General features: G+C 37.8%; 17 protein-coding genes and 1 riboswitch. Of the genes, 11 read left to right on the forward strand and 6 right to left on the reverse strand.

The window, feature by feature from the left end; translation table 11 throughout:
• The first annotated feature begins 78 nt into the window (after window positions 1-78).
• From ACIQZA_RS00165 to ACIQZA_RS00215, 11 genes are all read left to right on the forward strand, one after another.
• Window positions 79-960 carry a S8 family peptidase gene (locus ACIQZA_RS00165; RefSeq protein WP_402880228.1) on the forward strand — a complete coding sequence of 294 codons (882 nt, stop codon included), beginning with the start codon at window positions 79-81 and terminating at the stop codon, window positions 958-960.
• A gap of 12 nt (window positions 961-972) precedes the next feature.
• On the forward strand, window positions 973-1,749 hold the full coding sequence (locus ACIQZA_RS00170) for an SAR2788 family putative toxin (protein ID WP_402880262.1): 777 nt from the start codon (window positions 973-975) through the stop codon (window positions 1,747-1,749).
• A gap of 148 nt (window positions 1,750-1,897) precedes the next feature.
• The gene (locus ACIQZA_RS00175) at window positions 1,898-2,671 is read left to right on the forward strand and encodes a DUF7683 domain-containing protein (RefSeq protein WP_400939072.1); all 774 of its coding nucleotides are present in this window, start codon (window positions 1,898-1,900) and stop codon (window positions 2,669-2,671) included.
• 1,047 nt (window positions 2,672-3,718) lie between these two features.
• Complete coding sequence (locus ACIQZA_RS00180; RefSeq protein ID WP_402880226.1) at window positions 3,719-6,103, forward strand: DUF7408 domain-containing protein; 2,385 nt, start codon at window positions 3,719-3,721, stop codon at window positions 6,101-6,103.
• Window positions 6,103-7,038 (forward strand): ABC transporter ATP-binding protein, encoded by a 936-nt coding sequence (locus tag ACIQZA_RS00185; protein WP_142509976.1) that lies wholly within the window; start codon window positions 6,103-6,105, stop codon window positions 7,036-7,038. Before ACIQZA_RS00180 ends, ACIQZA_RS00185 begins: the two co-directional genes overlap by 1 nt.
• Window positions 7,035-7,880 carry an ABC transporter permease gene (locus ACIQZA_RS00190; RefSeq protein WP_400939064.1) on the forward strand — a complete coding sequence of 282 codons (846 nt, stop codon included), beginning with the start codon at window positions 7,035-7,037 and terminating at the stop codon, window positions 7,878-7,880. Before ACIQZA_RS00185 ends, ACIQZA_RS00190 begins: the two co-directional genes overlap by 4 nt.
• Window positions 7,881-7,892: 12 nt before the next feature.
• Window positions 7,893-9,296, forward strand: a complete 1,404-nt coding sequence (locus tag ACIQZA_RS00195) for a hypothetical protein (protein WP_402880224.1) — start codon at window positions 7,893-7,895, stop codon at window positions 9,294-9,296.
• A gap of 11 nt (window positions 9,297-9,307) precedes the next feature.
• Entirely contained in the window at window positions 9,308-10,303 is a 996-nt protein-coding gene (locus tag ACIQZA_RS00200) for an AAA family ATPase (RefSeq protein ID WP_323652923.1), read from the forward strand.
• On the forward strand, window positions 10,300-11,175 hold the full coding sequence (locus tag ACIQZA_RS00205; protein WP_400939055.1) for a DUF58 domain-containing protein: 876 nt from the start codon (window positions 10,300-10,302) through the stop codon (window positions 11,173-11,175). The genes ACIQZA_RS00200 and ACIQZA_RS00205 overlap by 4 nt, the downstream gene beginning before the upstream one ends.
• Window positions 11,176-11,186: 11 nt before the next feature.
• On the forward strand, window positions 11,187-12,932 hold the full coding sequence (locus ACIQZA_RS00210; RefSeq protein ID WP_402880222.1) for a vWA domain-containing protein: 1,746 nt from the start codon (window positions 11,187-11,189) through the stop codon (window positions 12,930-12,932).
• Window positions 12,916-15,513 (forward strand): VWA domain-containing protein, encoded by a 2,598-nt coding sequence (locus ACIQZA_RS00215; RefSeq protein WP_402880220.1) that lies wholly within the window; start codon window positions 12,916-12,918, stop codon window positions 15,511-15,513. The genes ACIQZA_RS00210 and ACIQZA_RS00215 overlap by 17 nt, the downstream gene beginning before the upstream one ends.
• 136 nt (window positions 15,514-15,649) lie before the next feature.
• Here ACIQZA_RS00215 and thiW read toward each other — a convergent pair whose 3' ends face one another.
• From thiW to ACIQZA_RS00245, 6 genes are all read right to left on the reverse strand, one after another.
• Window positions 15,650-16,159, reverse strand: a complete 510-nt coding sequence (gene thiW, locus ACIQZA_RS00220) for an energy coupling factor transporter S component ThiW (protein WP_402880218.1) — start codon at window positions 16,157-16,159, stop codon at window positions 15,650-15,652.
• Window positions 16,160-16,276: 117 nt separating this feature from the next.
• Window positions 16,277-16,384, reverse strand: a riboswitch (TPP riboswitch).
• A gap of 64 nt (window positions 16,385-16,448) precedes the next feature.
• Window positions 16,449-17,645, reverse strand: a complete 1,197-nt coding sequence (locus ACIQZA_RS00225; RefSeq protein WP_142509966.1) for an MFS transporter — start codon at window positions 17,643-17,645, stop codon at window positions 16,449-16,451.
• A gap of 211 nt (window positions 17,646-17,856) precedes the next feature.
• Entirely contained in the window at window positions 17,857-18,930 is a 1,074-nt protein-coding gene (locus tag ACIQZA_RS00230) for an ABC transporter substrate-binding protein (RefSeq protein ID WP_142509965.1), read from the reverse strand.
• Window positions 18,927-19,724 carry an ABC transporter permease gene (locus ACIQZA_RS00235; protein ID WP_400939043.1) on the reverse strand — a complete coding sequence of 266 codons (798 nt, stop codon included), beginning with the start codon at window positions 19,722-19,724 and terminating at the stop codon, window positions 18,927-18,929. The genes ACIQZA_RS00230 and ACIQZA_RS00235 overlap by 4 nt, the downstream gene beginning before the upstream one ends.
• Window positions 19,721-20,533: an ABC transporter permease gene (locus tag ACIQZA_RS00240; RefSeq protein ID WP_400939041.1), complete on the reverse strand. Its 813-nt coding sequence runs from the start codon at window positions 20,531-20,533 to the stop codon at window positions 19,721-19,723. Before ACIQZA_RS00240 ends, ACIQZA_RS00235 begins: the two co-directional genes overlap by 4 nt.
• Window positions 20,523-21,629, reverse strand: coding sequence for an ABC transporter ATP-binding protein (locus tag ACIQZA_RS00245; protein ID WP_400939039.1), 1,107 nt, complete (start codon window positions 21,627-21,629; stop codon window positions 20,523-20,525). The genes ACIQZA_RS00240 and ACIQZA_RS00245 overlap by 11 nt, the downstream gene beginning before the upstream one ends.
• Between the last annotated feature and the right edge of the window lie 14 nt (window positions 21,630-21,643).

Here is a 21,643-nt window from a genome sequence, read left to right on the forward strand (position 1 = left end):
AAAAATTATGTTAAAGGTAATTAGATACATTTGGAAAAATTGCTGAAATTTGGGCTAGTCAAGTGGTTAGGAGGTTTTATGGGAATTAGATGCTTTTATATTATCTTATTGACAATATTTCCCATGGGATGCAGTGGAAATGAAGATAAATTAGATTCTGTATCATTTTCTTCTAATGAATGTGAACAAAACTGGGGTATTTGTACAGTTTATGACAAAGGAAAGTATAAGAATTCAGGAGATTCTACTGTTAAAATTGCAATTTTGGATAGTGGTATAAATAGTAATCTAGCAATTTTGAAGGGGAAAGTTAAAGAAACTTATAATGCAATAAATAAGGATTCAGAGACTTTAGACGAATTGGGACATGGCACTATGATAGCTTCTATTATTGCAGCTGAAGAAAACCCACATAACGTTATTGGAGTTAACCCTAATGCTGAGTTATATGACGTACAAGTATTGAATAGTAAAGGGGGGGGGGAAATTGAGGACGTAATAGACGGAATACACTGGAGTATAGACAGAAAAGTAGATATCATAAATTTAAGTTTTGGATTTGAAAAAGACGATCCAAAGTTAAAGGAAGCAATTAGTTTAGCACTATCAAATGATATTCTGGTTGTTGCATCAGCTGGCAATACACTTGGCTTGTATACACATTATCCTGCAACGTATAAAGGTGTTTATTCTATATCTGCAATTGATAAAGATTTAAAAAAATATAAATTAGCAGCTAAAGGGAAGATTGATTATGTCGCCCCAGGTGTAGAGATTCCTGTATATAATCAAAAAGGAGAAACTATCATTCAAAGTGGTACGTCATTAGCTACTGCTTATGCAACAGGTGTTATATCCATATTAATGTCTAAAGAAGACTCTAGTGTAGACTTGGGATTGACTTTTAAATCACTTGGAAAAAAGGATGATTTTGGATTAGGTTTATTATTAATTAAATAATTAGGAGGGATTATTTTGAAGAAGATTATCTATAGTATTGTTGTTGCTTTAATAATTTCATGTGTCTCCCAAAATTTATTGTTAGTACAAGCGAATGGGAATGAAAATTTAACGAGTTATGAAACTGATGAACAATCTATTAAAATAACTGAAACAGTTGAAGAAAATGTAACAATAATAACTACTACATTAAATACAGAAGATGTATACGTGCAAAGTGATTTGAGTATAGATTTTGAAACGAATGAAATTAGTCTTGATAATTTATACGATGATAACTCTGGTGAAGTTATACAAAATAAATACGAGGTTAATCTATTAACAATTGATGGTGAAGATTTTAGAGCAATTTTTATTGATAAAGAAACTGGTGAAGAGACTTATATTAATACGGCAGAAGTTCAAGCGTCGGTTGCTCCTTTAGTAGTTGTTTTAGCAACAGTAGCTAGATATGGCTTTACTCGTGCAGTTTCAAAACATGGATTAGCACGAGTAACACAAGCGCAAGTGAGCAATGCATCAAAAACTAAGTTAGCAACAGATGCAGCTGCGAAAGAATTAGCTACAGAACTAGGTTATGCAAAAACTGCTTATCGTACAAAGGCTGGTGCAGCTGTATTTAAAAGGTCAGCAAAAGATGCCGTTGACGGACCAGATTTTATTTCTAGAGATAGAACAAGTCATATTGGAGGAGTCTGGAAAGGTGCGAATAAAAAATGGGAGAACTTAAATTCGGATAAAAGTAGATCTGGAACATATGATGCTGTCTTAAAGAGAATAGGTGATTAAATTAAGATGAAAATAATTAGTGGTTAGACACTTTTATTTTCGAGTATTTAGTATTCTTTTTAGTGGTATCCCTCATTGTTTTCTATAAAATTTTTTATATTCTTTATATGTTGATTCATAAAATAATATGACTAAAGAGGTGATATAAGTGGGTAATCATATAAAATATCAATGGAGGATAACGAAATATAATCCCAACTTTAGAAATAATGAAGGTCATTACACGAAAGAGTTGGAATGGACAAGTCCTTCACACATAGGGAAAAAAATATATGGTGAAACATTTACATTAGAAGAATATTTAAAAGTCGAAACGGCATATATTGATACTATTATTAAGTTTTTAGATGTCAATCATATAAAATCATTAAGAATTATTAACACTACTTATATTGATGTAGATATGGATTCTGCCTTGTATAACAAATTGTATGATAAAAAATTAGACAATCTCCACTTAAAGGATGATCAAGAAGTAACTATTGATCAAATTCGTCTAATTTCTAAAATGGTATTACGAGGTTTCATATATTGTCATTTCATATCTTCAAATTTTTTTGTGCATTTTGGAGATGAGTATTACATGTTTATTGGAACAAATAATTATCAAGAGGAACCATTGAAATTTGCTAAGAAAAATAATTTATTTGTTGAAGAAATGGTTTCTCCATTTTATATAAATGAGGAAAACGTCGTGAGAACGATTATTTGGACTCCAATTAATGAAGATATTGTAGCAGGCGAGGAAATTCTAACTGATATTCCAATAGAGGAATATAGAAAAATAATGAAGCTTTCGAATACTCATCCAGTTATCGGGGTATTTCCAATTACATCAAGTAATGAGGAGTTTTTCCGAAAAAAACTAAGTCATAATATTGATACTAATAAGTATCAATATTATCTAAGTGCAGGGGATTAATCTCACTGTACATAATCGGTTTTGATTACCAGTAGATAAAACTGTATCCAACCTAACAGCTTGGATACAGTTTTTTGATTTTTATTCTAATACTCATATAGGGGTTCAACCGACAAAGCGCAGATATTATACGCTAAGAAATTATCAAAAACGAACGTTTAGGGGGTTCAGTCCCGAAAATGCGGATTTACAACGATAAGACTTTTGAAACAGCTTATTTGAGACACGGGCACCCCTTATTTGTCGCAAAATTGACTACGTCTCAATAGATTAAACCCTATCGATGCAATGTTCAAGAATGTAACTTCTGTAAAAGAAGCCCTATTCAAGAGCTGCTTTTGTAATCTTATACAATCACTTGCCCACAAGTCTTATTGACTTTTTTTAATCACACCAGCAACCTCAAGAACCACATTTACAATCCCATCAACAATCGCCTCAAACTTCACGTCATACAGCTTATTATCCGCACTATTATCAATAAAACCCAACCTCCAGCAATAACGCAGGGGCTCGCGTATGCTTCAACACATAAAAATCTGCTTCTTTTACGCTGCGATTACGAATCCAACACGTACTAAAGCACTCTGGATCTTCACAGGTTTGATCATCAGTAATTTAGATACGAGATTGCCCTTTACGACTTCGTTTAAAATCAGAAAATCAAAATTGCCACGCACACAAGAAATTCAATTTAATCGATAGAATCGTTACCAACGGCAATTTATGGAGAGCTTTTAAAAAGGTAAAAGAAATTGGAGGAGCTCCGGGTGTGAACGGAATAACAGTTCACGAACTAAAATCTCACCTGCGGAAATATTTTGAGCCACTCAAAAAGCAACTAAAGGATGGCACATACAGACGCCCCGAAAGCGAAGCGTCAGCAACAAAGCGCCCAGTCGGAACGGAAATCAACGGACACATTGGCAATTAGGTAAATCTTAAGAGTTTATGAATATTCATGAAGATGTCGTAAGAAATGGAACAAAATTCAATTTAAATCGTATAATTATGTAGCCAACAATTTACATAAAAGGGGTTGAGTTTTTGAAAAAAACGAATATTACGGCATTTATACTGTTATTCATGCTTATTAGCTTTATTCTACCTGTGGAGCAGGCGAGTGCAGCGGCTACATTGGACGTGCAGGCTAAGGCAGGGATTGCAGGTAAAGCAAAATACCAATCAGTTGTGCCACTTCAAATAACAGTAAAAAATAATGGTACAGATTTTTCTGGAGACATGGTCATCAATACTGCCAATTCCTATCAAGCTGCGTCTGCTAAAGTGCTTCCAATAGATATAGCTGCGGGAGAAGAAAAAACATTTGATATTTATCTAGAAGGTATCGATTCCTGGAATGCAGATGTGTTTGCATTTTATGAAGGAAGCATTGAAAAAGGAAAAAAGGTTGCTTATAAAGGAACAAAACAGATGCAAGGTAACCTTTTAGATCCTTCATCAGTTTTTATTTATACATTAACGGATAAAAGCGATCGTTTATCAGCATTTTTGAAGTTATCCAAATTAGCTCCTCAAAATAATGTTGAAGTTTTCAATTTAAAGCAAATCAAGGACTATACACTGCCAGAGGATCCACAAGGATTTGCGATGGCGAATGTTGTCGTCATCGATGAAATTGCTATTGCTGATTTATCACAAAAGCAACAAGAGTCTTTACTAAATTGGGTACAGAATGGTGGAACATTAATAGTAGGAGCTGCTGATCAGCTAAATGCAACAGCAGGTATTTTCAAAGATTATTTACCACTGGCATTATCCGAGCAAATGACATCTGTTTCTGCAGATAGCCTATCAAAATTATCAGGTGGAGGAACTTTTACACAGCCTATTTCAATATATGGGGCAACTGAAAATAAAGGAAGTATTCCTGTATTAACAGATAACAATAAGATTTTAGCGTCTAAGAAAAAAGTTGGCAGTGGGGAAATTATTCAAACAGCCTTTTCTTTAGGAGATCAACCACTTGCATCTATGGATGGCTACCCAGCATTAGTGGCAAAATTGATAAGTATTCAAAAGATATCACAACAAGCGGTGATAGCAAATGGACAGTCACCAATGGATCAAATTTCATTTGATCTGCGTAACATAAATGAATTATTCCCTTCGTTTGAAGTATCTGTTAGCTATATGCTAGTAGTTATTATTTTATATATTTTAATAATTGGACCTATTTTATATTTCATTTTAAAGAAAATAGACAAACGTGAGCATGCATGGTGGATCATTCCTGCGATATCAATTGTGTTATCTATTGCTCTATTTATTTTTGGTGCAAAAGATCGAATTGGGCAACCGCAAATTCAACAATCTGCATTTTATAAAATAAATGAAGATAGTAGTGTAAGTGGTTATTATGTAGAGTCCATTTTAACAAATCGTAGTGGTGATTTTGTTGTTAATGCAGATAAGAATACAAGTGCAGTCGCGCTACGAAATTCTAATAATTTCGCAGTGGTAAGGGAGGATTTACATGAATTATCCTATATTAAGGAAAATGCCAATGGTTCGACGTTAACACTACGTGATTTAAGCTATTGGTCTGTGCAATCGTTTGCAGGGAAGTCAACGGCGCATAATCTTGGGAAGATGGATATCGATATTACATTAAATAATGAAAAGCTAACTGGGACAATTAAGAACAATTTCCCGTTTGACCTAAAGGATGTTACGTTAATCTCTGGCATTAAAGAAATTAAACTTGGCGACATTGAAGCGAACGGTACACTTAAAGTCGACACAGAGCTAAAAGCAACGGTTCTTCAAAAACCATCTAATTTTACTAGTTATAATTTCAATAATTATCCAGCGAAGAAGGAAGACGTGAATCCTTCACGTATCGAGGGTATGAAATCTATGGCATTACCGCTTGTAGAAGATGATAAAAAACCTGTCATTACAGCATGGGCAGACCAAGCAATTGCTGGGGTTGAGCTAGAAACAAGTGCCAATATGTCTCCGATTTCCTATTTTGTTCAGCCGTTTGAAGGAAAAGTAGAGTTATCAGGTCCATTTACGATGAAACGTAACAACTTTACGTATTCAGTAAACCAACTATCTCCTAATTCGTATGCTGAAAAAGTTGATGAACAGTTAAATACTTGGCGCTTATCTGATGGTTCCTATGAAGTATCCATCGCGATGCCAGATAAGTTTATGAATTCAGTTCAAACGTTAAACGAATTGACAGTTTCAAATAAGGATATTGATCGCATGCAGCTATCGATTTGGAATAACGAAACGGAAAATTATGAGCCATTAGTAGATGCGAAACAGGTGTTTACAGGTAACATAAAAAAATACGTCAATGATAATGATGAATTGCTGATTGAGATTAGATTCGGACCAGATCAAACAGGTGAGGAAACAAAATTACCAGATGTAGAGCTGAAGGGAGTGGCGAAATAATGATTGAAATTCGTGATTTAACAAAAAGATACGGCTCCTTTACAGCACTAGATCATTTGAATCTATCTTTGGAGGAAGGGGTTGTCTTTGGTTTTGTAGGTGCCAATGGGGCAGGTAAATCGACTACATTCTCGATTTTAGCAACCTTGCTATCTCCAACTTCAGGTGACGCCATTATTAATGGTAAAAGCGTTATTAAGGAACCGAAGGAAGTTCGAAAACAAATTGGTTATATGCCAGATTTCTTTGGCGTCTATGATCAACTAAAAGTAGACGAATACTTAGACTTTTACGGTGCCAGCTACGGCATTGGGGCAGCTGAACGAAAAGTACTTATTCCACAGCTACTAGAGCTCGTGAATTTAACGAATAAACGTCATGAATATGTTGATTTACTGTCACGTGGGATGAAGCAGCGTCTATGTTTAGCACGTGCCCTTATCCATGATCCTAAAGTATTAATTTTAGATGAACCTGCTTCAGGCTTGGATCCACGTGCTCGAGTAGAAATGCGAGATATTTTACGGAATTTAAAAGCTATGGGAAAAACGATTTTAATCTCCTCACATATTTTGCCTGAGCTTGCAGAAATGTGTGATGAAATCGGTGTGATTGATAATGGTAAGCTTATCGCTCATGGCAATGTAGCTTCCATTCAAGCACAGTTACAGGGGGAGAAGCGTATCGTAGTAAAAGTAACGGATCGTTTAAACGAGGTACGTGCGTTTTTGGAGGAGGATCCACTGATCTCTTCTATAGATGTAATGGATAATCGCTTAGAGATAGCCTTTAATTACCGAGGAACAGATGACGATCAGGTAGCACTATTGAAAAAGGCAATACTTGCGAATTTACCTATTTATGCATTAAGCGAAGAAGAAAAAGATTTAGAGGATGTCTTTATGGCTATTACGAAGGGAGCGGACAATCAATGATGGAACGATTTTATAATCCGGTATTCGTAAAAGAATTGAAGTTACGCTTCCGTTCTTTTAAAAGCTTTTCAGGTTTAATGTTTTATTTAGCGGTTATTTGTATTTTTATCGTAGGATTTTTGCTTATAACAACTGGGTTCACAGGCAAGGGTTTCTTTAGACCAGACACAAGCTTTATGATGTTCGCAGTCTTAACAATATTACAAATGGCTCTTGTTCTTTTCATTACACCGAGTTTAACTGCCGGTGCAATTAGTAGCGAAAGGGAAAAGCAAACATTAAATATTTTACTAACAACGACACAAAGCTCTACCCAAATCATCATTGGAAAATTATTATCCTCGGTAGCATTTTTAGTATTAATGCTTATCGCAGGGTTACCATTGTATAGTTTAGTATTTTTATTTGGAGGCGTATCACCGTCTCAATTAATCTCGATATTTTTATTTTATTTATTAACAGTTGTAGCCATTGGTAGTATTGGTGTTATGTTTTCAACCATTACAAAGCGGACAATTGTTGCGATGATTTCTACGTACGGTTCGATCATTTTTTTAGGTGGTATTACAGCGTTTTTCTTCTTCTTATCGATGGCCTTCCATCAAATGGGGAATGTCGCAGGTACTGGTACTTCTTATATGACTTACTTCTGGGCTGCTATTAACCCAGGTGCATTAATGCTTACACTTACTTCATCATCCATGGGCGATGCTTTAGTGCAAGTTTCGGGCGTGAAATTACCTGTATGGATTAGTTATTTAATAGCTTATTCTTTGATCATTGTTGTTTGTTTAACAATTGCGATTAGAAAATTACGTGCCAATATGAAAAGTAATCGATAAGGAGGAAACCTTATGGAGCGTCGTAAGCAATTACGAAAATATATTCAACGTGCAAAGACGAGTTTAACAGTAGAAAGAAGCATTCCAATTGCACAGTACGGCTTGTTTTTGGCATTGCTTTCGAGTGCTGCCCTATTCCTTGTTTCACGGCTCTTTGTTTGGCCGTATTATCGCCAAACAGCTCTTGCTATCTTTATCGCTGTCATACTAGCAACAGTGCTGTTTATGTGGTGGAAGCGTATAAAAGAAAAGGAAGCATTGCATACACTGGATGATTATTTTACTCACAATGAGCTTGTGACAGCCTTATCGTTCGAGGACGATAAGGACCCACTCGTTCAATCTCTACTAACGAAAGCAATCGAGAACGTTGAAAAGGCGTTTGCTGATTTTAAGGCTCGAAAGAAAAATTTGATTCGTCCAAAAGCATTGATTGGTTTATTTGGAACAGCTGTCGTACTGGCCATTCTTTATATGTTCCCAGCAGCTTCACAAATTGAAGCCATTGAGGTGGAGAAAGAAAAAGCTGTCATTGAAGACGTAAAGAAGGAAGTTGCTAAATTAGAAAAAAAAGCAGAAACAAAAGAAGTGAAAGAGCAATTAAAAGAATTGCAAAATACGTTAAAAAAGACAGAAACAGCGGAAGAGGCATTACGGGAAGTCGTGAAAAAGCAAAAGGAGCTTGCTTTAAAGGAGCAACAATTAAAGGATAAACAAACAGCTAGTAAGGAGGGCGCTTCTGACGACAAAGGTTTATCGAAGGAAGAAGTGGAGCAATTGAAGGAGCTCGCCCAAATGCAGCAGGAGCTAACGCAAAATGCAAATGCTACTCAGACAGCTATGAGCAAGCTTGGGAAACCTGCAAGCAATACGCTACAAAATGCTATTGCGAGTGCCAATAGTGCCAACAACAATCAGCAAAACAATAATAATCCAAATCAAAATTCATCAGGGAATTCACAGCCGAACAATCAAACAGGACAACAAGGCCAAACTAATTCTCAAAATGGATCCCAACAGGCTAGTGGTAAAGGTCAGAAGCAAGGATCGAATCAAAGCAATCAACAAGGTCAGGGACAAGGTAATGGACAGGGACAAGGTAATGGACAAGGACAAGGTCGGGGCAATCGTTCAGGTCAAGGTGCTGGCACAGGACAGGGCGGCCGCGATTTATTAACGACACCAAGAATTGGTGGCTCTAGTCAGACTTCAGTTGATGGTGGAGCATTAGGAGAGGGATCACATGTTTCAGAACAACAAGGAAATGGCCCGATTACTAAAGGTTCTATCCGACCGTATGAGGAAGTTATAGGTTCCTATAAAGATAGCTATTTAGAAAGCTCAGAGCGTTTACAATTACCGAAAGATTTACAAAATGTCGTGCAATCTTATTTCACGTCAATTGAGTCTAAGTAGGAGGAAAAGGTATGGCATTTACAGAGCAACAATATGTTGAAATGAGTACGAAATTACAACAAGTGAAGGAAGAAATTCATCGCTTTATCGTTGGCCAAGAGGAAGCCATTGATTATACATTATACGCAGTCCTTGCTGACGGACATGCATTATTAGAGGGCCTACCGGGTTTAGGGAAAACGATGTTAATTCGTACAATTTCTGAAGTACTAGATTTATCATTTTCACGAATTCAATTTACACCAGATTTAATGCCAGCGGATATTACAGGGACAAGCATGATTGAGCGCACAGTTGATGGCAAGCAGCAGTTTACGTTCCAGCCTGGTCCGATTTTTAGCCAAATGGTATTAGCGGATGAGATTAACCGAGCAACACCAAAAACACAAAGTGCACTGCTTGAAGCAATGGGTGAAAAAACTGTAACAATTTTAGGAGATACAAAGAAGATGGCAAGACCATTCTTCGTATTAGCAACACAAAACCCGATTGAGATGGAGGGAACATACCCGTTACCAGAAGCACAAATGGACCGTTTCCTATGTAAAATTCTTGTGTCGTATCCTGAGAAAAGTGAGCTAATGGAAATTATGAAGCGTACAACAGGCGCTAAGGAAATTGGTTTACAAAAGATCATGGATACAGAAGCACTGATTGAAGCGCAGCAAATGGTTAAGGAAGTACTCGTTGCTGATGAAATGCTCGAATTTGCGACGGACCTTGTTGTGGCTACTCATCCTGAGAGAGTGGATGCCATTGATGAGGTCAAGCAATATGCCATGTATGGTAGCGGCCCTCGAGGTTTACAAAGTTTGATCAAATTAGCAAAGGCAAGAGCGCTTATGAATGGACGTTTCCACGTGTCTGTGGCGGATATTAAATCTGTAGCTAAGCCAGTGTTACGCCATCGAATGCTGTTGAATTATGAAGGGGAGGCTTCAGGTAAAACAGCAGACGATGTGATTGATGTCATTTTAGAAAAAGTACAGCAAGGTGTTAGCAGGTGACACAAAAATTATTATTGCCCGAAGATTGGTTAGCGAAAATCAGTCGCTTCCAAGTGGCAACGGCCTCCAAATTACGTGGGCAGCACAAGGGCTCGCACCGTTCGCAGCGCTTCGGGGCATCGCTCGATTTTTCAGATTTTCGTGAATATCATTTAGGTGATGATGTACGTCAGGTGGATTGGAACGTCTTTGCGAGAACTGATAAATACTTCATTAAACGTTTTTTAGATGAACAAGAAATGCGCGTACACATTTTGCTAGATACAACTAAATCTATGGGGGATCAAGCAAAATGGACTTTTGCCCGGCAAATTGTTGCCTCACTTGGTCTAATGGTGCTCGGTCGCGATGATCGCTTATCTTTTTCTTTCCTGCAGGATGAAGTGAGGCCACCGTTTCGTCGTAAAGGTGCCATGTATCGTCGCGCCTTTTTACAGGTGGTCACAGAGATTGAGCAAGCAACTTATACAAATAGCTTCGCACAGGGAGCTTTCAAAGCATTGCCTAAAGATAGTACCGTACTATTTATTGTGACAGACGGACTTGAGCCAATCGATGAATGGGAGCAACTTTTAAAAAGGCTACCACGCTTTGCGGGGGATGTCCGTATTTTGCAAATAATTACGCAAGAAGAAATAGCACCTGAGTATACGGGCGACGTACGCTTACTTGATCGTGAAACGGGTAGAGATGTAAATGTTACGATGTCTTCTAAAGTTCTGGACACATATAGGGCAAGACGTTTTTTACATGAAGAGGAATTTGAAGCAATTTGTCGGCGCTTCGGTGTTCGACAATTACAGCTTAAAGTAGAGGATGGATTGCAGCATGCCATCTTCCAACAATTATTAAAAGCACATTGGATTAGGTGAGGTGAGCCGTATTGGGCTTTAGTCAAATACTTTTTAGCTGGACGGCCATCATCCCGGTCATTGTCCTTCTATATTATTTCTTTCGAAAAAAATATACCGATCAAACCGTATCCTCCACACTTTTCTGGTCGGAAATTATGCAAGAAACCCGTGTGTCACCATACTTAAAACACTTACAAAAAAACGCACTGCTTTATTTGCAACTACTTGCTCTTCTTTTACTCGTACTAGCATTAATGAATCCATATGTTAAAAAGTCAACAATTGTTGGTGCGCAGACGATTTTCATAGTAGACACGTCTGCAACGATGTTAGCAGGGAAAGAGCAGTCAACATTTGATACACATAAAAAAGAAATGCTGTCATTGGTTAATGAACTTGACGGAAGACCTGTGACACTCATTACAACAGGCAATACGCCAAAAGCTATATTACAGCAGGAAACAAAGATTAAAGATATTGAAAAAGCTATTCAAGAGTTACAAGTAACATATGAAACAGCACAAATGAATAAAGCTTTAGATGTGGCACAGGCTTTTGTCGGTAATACACCAACATCTATTTATGTCTTTACAGATTCGCTCGATAAAAAGCAATTACCGATGGAAAAAGATACGGTGAAGTGGATCGTAAAAGGATCCGCAAAAGATTTAACAAATATCGCAATGACACGTTTTGCTGCTACTACAGATGGACAATCTGCTATGGCGCTTGTACAGTTACAAAATGATACGGACCAAGAGCAAAATGTAACACTTTCGATAGACAATGTTAAAGGTAAGAAAATAGTTGCGGAGAGTGTTGTATTACCTCCAAATGAAGCTATAACAAAAACATTCAAAGACCTTCCATTAGAAGATACTATGACTGCTAAGATAGATGCTAAGGACGATTATGCTGTTGATAATTCACAGCATGTATTGCTACAAACAGCTACTTCAAAAGTAGTTGTCGATCAAAGTATGCATCAACTCATTCAAAAAGGTTTGCAAACGATTAATAGTAGCGTGAAGATTGTTCCATCTTCACAAGTGGCTGACAATTTGGATGCCACTGTGGTGACAAATCAGACGGCGCTACTCGAAAAGATGGACAAGCCAATTGTATTATTTGGACGGGATGATGTTGAGAAGGTTGAAGCTACTGGGGAAATCAGTACAACAAGTGATGCATTGTTTGCATTTAGTGAGCTAAAAGATATTTACGTCAGTACTGTATATCCTGGATTCGACAACTATAAAACGATTGCATCAGTTGGAGACCAGCCATTTATTCAGCGTTCACCTGAAGGAGATATTGTTGTATTAGCTGATATTGCAGATACAGATTGGCCGTTGCATCCTTCATTCCCATTATTTTTATGGAGTGCTGAACAGGAGCTTTCAGCATCGATTGGTTCACTTGGTATTTTTACACCAAATGAGCAACGTGCAGTTGCTTTAACGCAAGGTGAGTGGAGTGTATATTCGCAGGAAGATGAGTTTTTATCGTCTATTACGAATGGTCTATTAACAGCACCAATGAAGCCAGGAATTTATACAGCTCGCTCAAATGATGAAGAAAAGCGCTTCATCGTACAGCTTCAAGCACAAGAGCGTGTGATTGAAAAAGGGACAAGCTATACACTTGGAGAGCTTCCAGACAATGGTAAGGAAGAAATATCGAAAACATCGTTCGTACCTTGGCTTATCCTTATCATCTTAGTATTATTTGTTTTAGAGTGGGAGGTGCAACGACGTCGTGGATTTACGAATTGATATGCCATTAGCATTGTTGCTTTTACTTCCATTGCTTATGTATTTTGGATGGACCTATTGGCGTGAACGTCAGCGACTAAAAAAAAGCCATATCGTCGTACTAGGTATTCGTATTGTGGCTATATGCTGTTTGGTTTTTGCACTTGCAGGGCCCTATATTTTATTGCCCGTAAAGGAAGAACAAGTATTATTTTTAGTGGACCGTTCTGCTTCAATGAATGGTACAGATGATGAGATGTCCAATTTTATAGCGGAAAGTTTACAGTCGAAAAAAGATGAACAGCTTGCAGGGATTTATTCTTTTTCATCGACTTTACAAACGGAAGCCATTTTATCGAAGTTTTTAAAGGAAGTGCCGAAGTTTACAGCTATAAAAGCAACAGATCAAACAAATATTGAACAGAGTCTACAGCTCGCTTCAGGTATTGTAGATCCGAAAAAAGCGACACGACTTGTGCTCTTAACGGATGGCAATGAAACAAAAGGGGATGCCTTAGAATTTGCATCGAAGTTTAAAGGGTCAAATATTAGCGTCGATGTAATGCCGTTTAACCAACCTGTTGCGAAGGATGTATCCATGAAAAGCTTTGTTACACCACAAGTTGCTTATGTTGGTGAGCAGCAGCAGTTAGTCGCTGAAATCAATGCAACTGTAGCAGAACAAGGTGAGCTATTACTATACGAAAACGATAAGCTTATTCACCGTGAAGCAGTGGAACTTACAGAAGGTTCGAATGTATTTACGTTTAAACATTCAGCAACAGCTGAAGGGCTTGTAAAATATGAGGCACTCGTGCAGGTTGAGCAGGATGCAATTTTTGAAAATAATAAATTAACAAGCGTCACGATGGTGCAAAGTGAGCCACATTTACTAATTGTTAATGGCTATGATACAGCATCACCATTTGCAGCGGCGCTAGGCAAACAATCAATTGCCTATGATGTTGTAAATGCTAAAAGTCTACCAAATGAACTTTCTAGTTATTTACAATACAATGCCATCATTTTTGATAATGTGCCAGGGCATTTAGTAGGCGAGGCAAAAATGAATGTCATTGAGCAAGCAGTGAAAAATTTCGGTGTCGGTTTTACAATGGTCGGTGGCGAAAATAGCTTTGGTTTAGGTGGCTATTTTAAAACACCAATTGAAACTTTACTACCTGTTGAAATGGAGATTAAAGGTAAGGAGCAATTGCCATCATTGGGGCTAGTTATCGTACTTGACCGCTCGGGAAGTATGTCTGGAGCAAAGCTAGAGCTTGCAAAAGAAGCGGCCGCTCGTTCAGTTGAAATGCTACGAGATGAGGATACGCTCGGGTTTATAGCCTTCGATGATCGACCTTGGGAAATTATTGAGACAGGACCACTTGGCAATAAGGAAGAAGCGGTGGATACGATTTTATCTGTAACGCCAGGGGGCGGTACCGAAATATATGGATCACTAGCTAAAGCTTATGAAAATCTAGCTGATTTAAAGCTACAGCGTAAGCATATTATTCTATTAACGGATGGTCAGTCTCAGCCAGGTAACTATGAGAACTTAATTGCACAAGGAAAAGAGAATGGCGTAACCCTATCAACGGTTGCAATTGGTCAGGATGCTGATGCCAACTTACTTGAAGCACTCAGTGAGATGGGCAGTGGACGTTTCTACGATGTTATTGATGAGCAGACGATCCCCTCGATTTTATCTCGTGAAACTGCCATGATTTCACGCACATATATTGAGGATAACCCATTCTATCCAACTATATTTAATGCGGCTGGCTGGAATACGTTATTTGCAAATGGTGTACCTAAAATGAATGCTTATATTGGTACAACAGCAAAGCAGGGAGCTACTGTTATTGCAGAAAGTGAGAAAGAGGATCCAGTACTAGCAGAATGGCAATATGGCCTTGGCAAAACATTTGCCTTTACTTCTGATTCGACAGGAAAATGGACAGGGGACTGGGCAAGATGGCAAAATTGGGGCGCTTTTTGGCAAACGCTTATTTCAAAAATGCTACCAAGTTATAATGATGTTGCCTATGATGTACGTCTAGAATCAGACGGCTCATTTGTCATCACTGATCCAACAAATGAAGCGGCGTTCTTAGATATTGTTGCTGTCAATGAAGCGGGTGAAGAACTTGATACACAACTTGAAACAATTTCAGCATCACAAGTTCGAGCAGTCGTACAAGCAGAACCAGGACTTATCTTCTTCCGCATTGCCGATGAAGATCAGACCATTTACCAGGCAGGCTTAAGTGTACCTTATAGTGCAGAGTATGAATTACGCCCAGTGAATGATAAGTTAATCGAAGCACTAACAAAGCAAACAGGCGGCTCTGTTTTGAAGGAACCGAGCGAGGTATTCCGTGAATTTACTAAAAAAGGTGCAGAACGTCAAAATATTGCGACATGGCTTTTATTAGCAGGGATGTTGCTATTCTTTATTGATATTACCATCCGACGCTTTGGTTGGCGCTTCTTAACTAGGCCGAAGAAAAAAGAACAGCCTGTAGAGGGAACACAGATACAGGAAGATGACACAAATGTTGCCCAGCTATTAAAGGGTATGAAAAAACGATCTTAGTAAGTTAAAACGATGGTTCATTGCTTTATAGTAATGAGCCATCGTTTTTTCCTAAATTGTTCCGATAAATAGATGAAACATTCCGATAAAATCTGAAATTGTTCCGATAAATCACAAATTTATTCCGTTAAATTACTCATCTCACAATATTTTTATCTAAAAAGGATTTACGATTTATAGTATTCTTCCGCAAATTGCTAGCAACGACTATACCTAAGACAGCACCAATAGTACTTGAGGTTAAAAAGGCTGGCATGAAAAATAAAGCAGCAACGTATGTCCCCATTAATAAATGTGCGTAAGGTACTGCGATAAGTGAGGCAATGATACCTGTCCCAAACATTTCACCGACACCGGCAAGCCATTGCTTGCCGCTGTATTTATAGGCAAGAGCTGCACATAGAGCGCCAATAACACTGCCAGGAATAGCTAGTAATGAGCCTGTGCCTGTTAAAATACGAATAATAGCTGTGACAAAGGCGACCATAACAGTAGGCACTGGTCCAAGAATGATAGCACCGATAACATTAATGGCATGCTGGACAGGGTAGGCACGAGCAATTCCCGTTGGTATTGAAACGAAGGTAGAACCAGCTACGGCAATTGCTACTAATATGGCCATGATTGTTAATTTTCGAATTGACATAATTTCCACTCCTTTGAAATGTTAATACCGCCGCAAAAACAGAGAGAATCGCCGCTAAAGCGTCAAAAAGCCGCTTCCTAAAAACAACAGGAAGCGGCCTTGCATCTACAAATAAAAAAGCAAGTGTCGACACTTCCCTCCGCTAGTGTGAACTAGATCAGGTTCAAAGGGTCCGTATATGACCATATACGTCTCAGCCTTTTAAAGACTCCCCTAGTGGTAAGAATTTAATTAATTTTTTCTCTTAATAATGTAGCATACTATTAAAAATAGTCAATAACTTTTCAGACTATTTTGTATCAGGATGCATAAGGTGTGGCGCTTTTTTCATTGTCCAAATAAGGGCAAGGAAGAAGCAAGCCATTAAAATAATAGCCCCGAATATATAAGGACTGTTCATATTCCAATCGAATAATATACCTGCTAAAGCTGGACCAATCATATTACCAAGACTCATATACGCATTGTTCAGACCAGCTGCAAAGCCTTGTTCATTTTCAGCAAGTTTTGAAATCAGTGTGTTGACAGCTGGACGAATCAATGTCGTAGCTGTAGAGAAGATGGTCGCTACAATCAAAATAAGTGCAAATCCAGATGCGAATAATATTAAGAAAATCGAAACGGATGCAATAAATAAATTGACTAACACTACTTTCATTTCGCCGAAGCGATTAAACAGCGGTGTAATAACAAACATCTGTACAACAACACCAAAAGCGCCACCCATAACTAATATAATGGCGATATCAGTAGGTGTGTAATTAAACTTATCTGTAACAAATAATGATAATGTTGTTTGGAAGTTAGCAATCCCGAAAGAGAATACAAGCATGATAATTAGCATGACAAAATAAGGCATTCGGACTGAACGGGCCATCTGCTTTGCAAGATTATCCTGCTTCTGCGCTTTTTTCGCTGCATTCGGTTTTGTAGCAGGCAATAAAAAGAACGATAAAATAGCTGCTAAGATAGCTGCAAACCCAGCGGTATAAAATGGAAAATGCAAACTAACTTTTGAGAGGAATCCACCGATACCTGGTCCGATCATAAAACCAAAGGACATTGCTGCCCCTATCATCCCCATACCTTTTCCTCGTTCCTCATACGTTGTGACGTCTGCCACAAAAGCCATTATAGGAGGTGCCACAAATGCGGAACCAAGGCCACCAAAAAAGCGTGCCAGGAAGAGCATCCACACATCTGTAGAAAGCCCGAAACAAATTTGTGCAAGTCCTGTTACGATAAGACCGAAAATAATGAGATTTTTACGACCGTATTGATCGGAGAGATTCCCAGCAATTGGAGAAAATATGAATTGTGCGAAGGCGAACGTTGCAATCAACATGCCAAGTACTTGTCCTGCGGCACCAAACAATTTTAAATACTCAGGCATGACAGGAATAATAATTCCGATACTCCCCATTGCGATAAACATATTAAACATTAAAATATACAAAGCCGCCTTATTAGACTTCTGCTGGGTCATCGAATACCCCTTTCTTTAATCAAATATACTACAGTCTACCATAAGACTTATACGTTTGCTATTGACTATAAGTCTGAGATTTACTAGAAAGATATGCGGATTCTCAAATACGGCCGGCTAGTTTTTCCACAGAAGCTTACTTCCAGATAAACGAAAAAAAGCTGTTCTCAACGTTTGTAACGTGAGAACAGCTTTGAATGGGTAAAATAGTTTATCGAATACTCATTTTAAATTCTAAGAACAGCTCATTGTATTTGCCTAAGTAATCAGGACCTAAGTTTTTATAAACTTCTAATGTTTTACGTTGTTCTTCAGAAGGATAGAAGCGCTTATCAGATACAACTTCTTTATCCATTAACTTCATCGCTGCAATATTAGGAGTAGAATAGCCTACATAATCAGCGTTTTTAGCACCCGATTCAGCTTTCAACATAAAATTAATGAAAGCATGTGCGCCATCAATATTTTTTGATGTTTTTGGGATAACCATATTGTCAAACCATAAGTTTGAGCCTTCTTTTGGTACAGCGAAGTCCAAATCTTCATTTTCTGACAACATATCTGCTGCTTGACCAGACCAAGTGAGTGCCACAGCGGCTTCATTATTAACCATCAGCGGTGTAATTTCATCTCCGATAATGGCTTTAACATTTGGCGCCAATGTGATTAGTTTATCAGTAGCTTTACGTAGCTCCTGGTTATCTAAAGAGTTGAGAGAGTAGCCAAGACTGTTTAAGCCCATACCAATCACCTCACGTGCACCGTCTACTAAAAAGACTTTACGCTTTAATGAAGGATCCCATAAGTCCTTCCAAGATGAGAAGTCTAAATTTCCAACGAGCTTTGGATTATAGACAATGCCGACTGTTCCCCAGAAATATGGGACAGAGTATTTATTGTTCTTATCAAATGGTAAATCTAAAAAATAAGGATCAATATTTTTTAAATTAGGGATTTTCGTTTTATCTAAAGGAATAAGTAAGTTTTCTTCCTTCATTTTTTCAATCATATATTCAGAAGGTACGGCGATATCGTAAGCTGTACCACCTTGTTGAATTTTTGTCATCATTGCTTCATTGGAATCAAACGTTTCATAGATGACGTGAATGCCTGTTTCTTTTTCAAATTGCTTCAGCAAATCCGGGTCAATATATTCTCCCCAGTTAAAGATGGTTAATGTATCTTTACCACTTTTTCCACCACCGGCACTTAGGGCGTCAGCAGTATAGAATAATAGGGCGGAAACGACAAGGATTGCGATTGTTGCTTGAATTAATTGCTTCATTGAGTTCCCCCCGTTCTTTTACTAGCGCGGCTTGTAATGAAGTAATAGCCAACTACGACGATAACCGTTACAAAGAATACTAACCCAGAAATAGCGTTAACTGTTAAGGAAATACCTGCACGTGCCATCGAATAAATTTCAACAGATAAAGTACTAAAGCCGTTACCTGTCACGAAAAACGTTACCGCAAAATCATCTAGAGAATATGTTAAGGCAAGGAAGAACCCTGCAAAAATACCAGGTTGAATATACGGTAAAATAACACGCATCATGACATCTTTTTTCGTTGCCCCTAAATCTAATGCAGCATCGATTAATGATTTATTCATTTCTAATAGTTTAGGTAAAACCATTAGTACAACAATTGGGACACTGAACGCTACATGTGCTATTAACACAGAAGAAAAACCTAATTTAATACCAACCATTGTGAATAAAATTAAAAAGCTTGCTCCAATAATGACATCCGGGCTCACAATTAACACATTGTTTAAAGAAAGTAGTGTGTTGCGCATTTTTGAATCTTTAACAGTGACAATGCCAATTGCTCCTAGTGTCCCAATGATTGTCGAAATCAATGCAGAGAGTAATGCCACGATCACTGTATTAATTAGAATGACGAGTAAACGTGAATCCTCAAAGACCGCTTTATAATGTTCTAACGTAAAGGACTCAAAGTTATTCATCGATCCGCCACTATTGAACGAATAGAAGATTAAATAGAAGATAGGTGCATACAAAACGATAAAAACAATCGCTAAATACACTCTTGCTGTAGCAGATAGTTTTTTCATCGTATGCGACCTCCTTTATCCTTTTTCTGTCCTGTAATTAACATAACGATGACCATGAATAAAATTAAGAACACAGCAATTGTTGAACCCATTCCCCAGTTTTGGGTCACAAGGAATTGTTGTTCAATAGCTGTACCAAGTGTAATGACACGGTTTCCTGCAATTAAACGAGTGATCATGAAGAGTGATAATGCAGGAATAAATACAACTTGAATACCTGATTTAACACCGTCCATTGTTAACGGCAATATAACGCGACGGAACGTAGTAAAGGCCGATGCCCCTAAATCACGTGCGGCATAAACAAGAGCCGGATTTAAACGATCCAATGAGTTGAAAATCGGTAAAATCATAAATGGAATAAAAATATAAACGGATACGAACACAAAGCTAAGGTCAGTGAATAGCATTTGCTTTGGATCAAAACCAAGTACTTCGATAAATGCATTTATTGGGCCGTATAAGCCGAAAATCCCGATAAAGGCATATGTTTTTAACAAAAGATTAATCCAAGAAGGAATAATAATTAGTAAAAGCCAAAGCTGTTTATGTTTCGTCTTCGTTAAAAAATAGGCTGTTGGATACGAAACAAGTAACGTAAAGAACGTAATTAAAAACGCATACCAGAATGAACTTAATGTCATTTTTAAATAGACAGAAGTAAAGAATGCTTTATAGTTATCGAGCGTGAAATTGCCATGTATATCTAGTAGGGAATAGTAAACAACGAGTGCAATCGGCATGATAACAAAAAGTGCAATCCATAAAACATAAGGAAATAAAGCTGATTTCGAAGTCTTAGTTTGCATCTTCGTCGTCCCCGTACGCCTCTAAACGTTTATCGAATTCTTCTTCTGTTTCATTTAAGCGCATTACATGAATTGCTTCTGGATCAAAGTCTAAACCAATTTCTGTCCCTACTTCAGCTTTTTTCAATGAATGCACGAGCCATTCATTCCCATCTTTGTCGTACGTAGATAATTCATAATGCACCCCGCGGAACAATTGAGTATCAACTTTAACGACAAGTTTGCCTTTATCGATTGTCGTCATTTCTAAATCCTCAGGGCGAATGACAATATCGATTTTTTCGTTTGGCTTCATACCTTGGTCAACACATTCAAAAACTTTACTAGCAAATTCAACTTTGAAATCTTCAATCATCACGCCAGGAACGATATTTGATTCACCAATAAAATCAGCAACGAAGCGGTTAATTGGCTCATCATAAATATCTACTGGTGTACCAGATTGTTGAATTTCACCTTCACTTAAAACAAATATTTCATCACTCATGGCAAGTGCTTCTTCTTGATCGTGTGTGACAAATACAAATGTTTTCCCGAGGCGTTGTTGTAACTCTCGTAGCTCATACTGCATTTCTGTACGCAGTTTTAAATCTAAAGCAGAAAGAGGCTCATCTAGTAAAATTACTTCAGGATCGTTCACAATCGCACGAGCAATGGCCACACGTTGACGTTGACCACCAGACATTTCAGAAATTTCACGATTGCCATAGCCTGCTAAGTTAACGAATTTTAATGCTTCAGCAACACGTTTTTTAATTTCACTTTCAGGAAGCTTTTTAATGCGAAGTCCAAATGCGACGTTTTCAAAGACGTTTAAATGAGGGAACAACGCATAATCCTGAAAAACAGTATTTACTTGGCGTTCATTTGCTGGCATGGAGTTGATTTTTTTATCATGAAAATAGATATCTCCTGTAGTCGGTTCTGTGAATCCAGCAATCATACGTAAAATAGTTGTTTTACCACAACCAGAAGGACCTAGCAGTGTATAGAATTTACCCTTTTCTAGCTCCAAGTTAATGTTTTTTAAGACGACAGTGCCGTCATTATAGGACTTTGAAACATTTTCAAAGCGGATAATCGAATTCGTTGTCATAGATGCGCCTCCTT

Source organism: Lysinibacillus sp. NPDC096382, assembly GCF_044762845.1.
GTDB lineage: Bacteria > Bacillota > Bacilli > Bacillales_A > Planococcaceae > Lysinibacillus.